This window comes from Candidatus Alcyoniella australis (assembly GCA_030765605.1).
Taxonomy (GTDB): Bacteria; Lernaellota; Lernaellaia; order JAVCCG01; family Alcyoniellaceae; genus Alcyoniella; species Alcyoniella australis.
Window position 1 is genome coordinate 1 of the sequence record JAVCCG010000058.1, and the last position, 4,900, is coordinate 4,900.

3 protein-coding genes are annotated in these 4,900 nt (G+C 57.8%); 1 reads left to right on the top strand and 2 read right to left on the bottom strand.

The annotated features are described in order from the left end of the window. A partial coding sequence (locus P9M14_06260) for a hypothetical protein (protein MDP8255334.1) occupies positions 1-2,002 on the top strand: 2,002 nt, incomplete at its 5' end. Positions 2,003-2,020: 18 nt separating this feature from the next. Here the strand turns inward: P9M14_06260 and P9M14_06265 are convergent. Next, entirely contained in the window at positions 2,021-3,610 is a 1,590-nt protein-coding gene (locus P9M14_06265) for a radical SAM protein (GenBank protein MDP8255335.1), read from the bottom strand. Positions 3,611-3,724: 114 nt separating this feature from the next. Continuing rightward, on the bottom strand, positions 3,725-4,726 hold the full coding sequence (locus P9M14_06270; protein ID MDP8255336.1) for a radical SAM/SPASM domain-containing protein: 1,002 nt from the start codon (positions 4,724-4,726) through the stop codon (positions 3,725-3,727). Between the last annotated feature and the right edge of the window lie 174 nt (positions 4,727-4,900).

Here is a 4,900-nt window from a genome sequence, read left to right on the forward strand (position 1 = left end):
ACTGCTGCGTTATGCGAGGCGTTGGGGGCCGCCGCAAAGCATTGGTCGACCCAAAAGCGAAGCGTCCGATCTTTTCCCGGCAATAATTGGCGGTCTGCTGTTTTTGATCTACATCTTCAAATGTCGGTTCGAGTCGATCTCCGACATGGAGGAGGTCAATCTTTTCCCGTACGGCGATATGTCGATTACGGCATCGAGTTTCGTCGGCATTCGCTACTCCCATTTGCCGCTGCACAATTTCTTACTCAAATGCCTGAGCTATTTTCAGATGGACCCGGGATTTTTCCGGCTGTTGAGCGGACTGGCGTTTGGGGCGGCGATTATTTACTTCCATCGGCTCTGCGGGCTGTTCATGGGGCGGAGGGCCCGCGTGTGGGCCACGATCGTTTTCGCTTGTTCGCCGATCCTGCAGTATTACGCGATGGCGATCGAGACCTACGCCGTGCTGCTGTTGGCCGCCACGGCGTTTCTATATCAGGCGGCCATGATCCTGATGGGAAAACAGACGCGAATCAGATACGCCCTTTTCTGGGGAATAATAGGGGAGCTCTCACACGCATTTTTCATGTTGTTCCTGGCCGCCGTGGCCTTGGCGCTGCTTATCACACTTTTTCGCAAGATCAGCGAAGAGTATGAATCAGCCGCACGCCCTCTGATCAGACTTTATGCATGGTTGACCGTAGGCGTGATTCCAACGCTGTGTATGATTCTGTTCTTCATAACGCATGTGTTTCAATTCAGCGCCTTTCGCAATGTGCAATTGAATATGTATCTTCCCTTGCATCACATGTTGCTCACCGATTCCCTAATCGATATCTGGAATTTTCTCGGATTGCAGCTCAGCGTCGGCGGCGTCACCTGGGTCAAGGTCTGCGGCGGATTATATTTCGTGTTGTTGGCATTGGCAACCCTCGGTTCCTTCCGCAGAAAAGCAGCTTTTTTTTCCGCAATATTAACGATTATCTCATTGTTAATGATGATATTGGGAGCCCGTTTCGTCAACGGGGTAATGGACGTCCGCGTCAACGGAGTCTATCATTACTACCGGCATCTCATTACCTTCGTCCCGGTATTTCTCTGCCTGATCGGAATATTCTTCGATCGTCTGGAACAGCGCGGCAAACATTTGACGATTTTATATATCGCCGCGGCGGCGGTGATCGCAATCCAGCTCCCCTCGGCCGCCCGCATCATTTTCGACAGACAGAACCCCGACGCCAGGGCCGCCTGGGAATACATTGAGAGCAGGCTCGAGCCGAACGACGCGATCGTCGCCACGCCGGTATCCGCTATTTTGCTTCCCACGGTCAGCTTCTACGAGCTCGGATTCGAGCGGATGCAGGGCAACCGGACAACGCAGGGGGAATATACTCTATACGGCTACAGCCCGTTCTGGGGCAGCGTCGATGGCCGGGATTTGCTGTGGTACGTTGACGACGTCGCGCTTCCCTATGACCAGTGGCAACGACATCCGTTCATCGAACGGATCTGGGAGGTGCAGATCGATTCCCGGTTGTATGGGCTGTACCCTGAATTAAATCACGAGGGAATCGCACGCTTTGCCCAAGGATTCGCTGGCTGGAAGGTTCTGCACGAGCAGCGTTTTGCATACCTGGTCGTGCGGCTGCTCGATGCGCCGCCGGTCTGTCCGATAAGCGACGCCGCCCTGCGGATCACGGCCGGGGAAAACGATCTGTACTACTTGCGCAAGACTGTGCAGGAGGTCTGCTACCCGGCCCGGCAACGTATGCTGCTGTCTGAATCCGAACTGTTTTTACCCAGGTCCCTGGCGGGCGCTCCCCAACAGTTGACGATTTATCCGCCGGATGACGAGCCCCCCCTAGATGCGAGCCTGGGCTGTGTTGTAAAACAGTCGTTGCCTGTTGATGCACCAATCCTGCCTTGCCGCACGCGCGATGACGGCTATCTGATCGAGCTCGGTGGTTTCGCCGGGTATTTCTATGAAAAGATCGAGGTACGGTACGCCGGCCCGGACCAGTGAGGCTGCAATTCGCAGCGCTCAGCCTCGGCCCCAGGATCTGACCAAGGCCCACAGATAGCGCCAGGCAACCGGTCGCGTCAGGTTGTTCCAGTAGAAGCGAGCCACCTCGCCGACAACCGAGACGCTGCCCGGCTCAATCCCGAGCCGCCGCTGCCCGGCCAGCGGGCCGGGCAGACGTTCGCTGATCAGGTTGTCGGAGCTGTCGTACAACCCCTGCTCAGCGCTTTCCAGGATCGGAATATATTTGCGGAAAGTGGCCTGAATCGGGTGATACTGGTATAGGGCTTCTCGGTTTGCCCTGTAGAACTCGCGGTAGGCCAGCGACATCTCCCGTTGTAGCACGCTGGGCCTGATGTGCAGGGGATAATGCACCACGAAGTTACCCGAATAGAAGCGCCAGTCGCGGTGGATAAAGCGTTCGTCCGGCAGGAATTGCGGCAGGCCCAGAGCCTTTTCCCTGCCTGGCAGATCGTAGATGCTGGCGAACCCCCAATTGTAGGCCCTGTGACTTATCACCAGATCCCGAGCTTGGCGCGTATGCTCGATCGTATCGGTATCAGAGCCGAAAATGAACAGCAGTTGCGTTGCCACCCGATAGCGCGTCAACAGGCCGAGGCATTGATGGATGTCTTCAACACTTTGCGGTTTGTGAAACAGCTCCAGGGTGCGGGGGTTGAGCGATTCGATGCCCACACCGATACACGCTCTGCCGGCCCGTTCGATGGCCTGCATCAGCTCGTGGTCCTGGGCGATGAAGATTCTGGCAAAGAAGAACAGGTCCAGGTCGCCGTGAAAGCGTTGCTCAAGCAGGCTCAGCACGGCCAGGGCGTGGTCTCTGTCGAGGGTGAACTCGTTGTCAACGAAGAACACGAAACGGGTCTTGAGCACCTCAACGGAGCGTTCGATCTCCCGCAACACCAGCTCGGGTTCTCGTTTGCGATATTTTTTGCCGAGCTCCTGCTTGACGAAACAGAAGGCGCAGTCAAAGGGACAACCGCGCGAGGTCTGAATAACGGCGATATTGAACCGTGGAATGCCGTTTAGCAGCCCGTCGCGAAGGTAGAATCCGCGGCTGCGCGCCGTAAACCCCGAAACTACCGACGGGTCCGCCAGGTAATCCAGGACATCGATGAACTCGTTGTCCGGATTGTGCACGATCGCTCCCGCGGCGTTGCAAAAGGAAACCCCCCTGACCGCAGAGGGATCGCCGCTGCCCTCGAGCGCCTCGAGCAGCTCGACGATGGTCTTTTCCCCCTCGTTTCTGACCACGTAATCACAGTGCTCCAGGCAGTCCTCGGGCAGCGAGCTGGCATGGCAGCCGCCCATGATGATCGGCGCGCTGCTGTGCGCGCGGATGCGATCGATGTACTGATAGGCCTTTGGCGCGCAATAGGTCAGACAGGAGATACAGACGACGTCGGCGCTGAATACGTAATCCCAATCGACCTTGGAGCCGCACAGCTCACAGTAGACCTGGACGTGATGCCCCGCTCTGAGCATGGCGTCGGCCACCGTCAGCAGACCGTAGCGCGGCATGAACGCACGATAGGCGGTCACCTGCACGGGAATGGAATGCTCATAGGGGCTGACCAGGGCGATTCTCAGCATAATCCGCGGCTCGCTGGGTTGACGTGGGGTAATTGCCGGTAGCTATGCGCCTTCTGCGGCGCAGTATAAGCCTGATCAGCGGTGCGCGATAGCATGCGAATCCTTTCTTTCGGGTTAAAGCTTGATCCGATATCGTTTGCTAAAGCGCCAGAGGTTCCACAACGCCGCCGGGTCCAGTCGTCCTATCAGGTTCTGTTCCAAGAAGCCGACCGATCCACAGAATCGACAGTCGTTGCCCAGCTCGTCAAAAGCCTTGCGGAAACCTTGTTGATACACGTTGGAGGTCTTCATCCGCGAGATCCTGAAGCTGCACGGATAGATGTCGCCGTTGACGTCGATCGTGCAGCCAAAGCTATGAATGTTGCAGCGCAGAGGGACAGCGACTCCCTGCTCGTAGTGGCGCAGCATCAGCCTGTGCGCCTTGATGGAGAAAAATACCGGCCTGTTTTTTCGCTTCTGCGCCATCAACCGCCGCAGGATCCGGGCGGCGACCGCTGGGTTGGGGATCAGCTCCTGGTCCGCGGATTCGAACAGGACGCTGTATTGAATATAAAAGTCATACTCCTCGGCCAACTCCAGCAGCCCGAGGCTTTGCTCAATGTTCTCGTTGGTGACCAGGGCGTTGACGTAGAAGAAGATCCCGTTGGAGCGCATCAACCCGATGGCCTGCAACGCGTGCTCAAACGCCCGGGGACCCCTCGCCCGATCGTTGGCCGGACCAAGGGCGTCGAGGCTCAGGCAGACGAAGTCGGCCGCCCTGAGCGCCTCGATCCGCTGCGGGGCCAGGATGCCGTTGGTATTGACGCCCACGCCGATGCCACGCCCCCGGATATGGGCGATGATTTCCCGGAGGTCCTCGCGCAACAACGGTTCGCCGCCAAAAAGGTTGATCCGCCTTGCCCCACATTGCGCCAGCTGATCGATCAGGTCGAAAAGAGGCTCGAGCTGCGGGTCCGGGTGCCGTTCCGTGCCCAACTTGCGATAGACGCAGTAGGAACAGTTGGAGTTACAGCGGTCGGTGACGCTCAAACAGACGAAAAGGGGATGCCTGCCGCCGGTCAGCCTGTCGGCCGCCAGTTTGAGTATTGTTTGCGGGAGATTCGACGGACGGGTCATGGCTCATTGAGAAACGTCGGCGCCAAATATTGCAAGTGTTTTTCAATGAATCCGCTGCCCGGGTCGGGCGGATGAACGAGCTTGAGCTCCAGGCTGTGGCACCTGTAGCACAGCTCGCGGCGTTGAGCGCAGTCGGCCTGTTCCTCGTCGGAGCAGGGAGGAAGCGCGGCCCGG

Bases quoted from the DNA above. Each gene is read 5' to 3' on its own strand.
- P9M14_06265 (MDP8255335.1), bottom strand. From the start codon at position 3,610: ATGCTGAGAATCGCCCTGGTCAGCCCCTATGAGCATTCCATTCCCGTG.
- P9M14_06270 (MDP8255336.1), bottom strand. From the start codon at position 4,726: ATGACCCGTCCGTCGAATCTCCCGCAAACAATACTCAAACTGGCGGCC.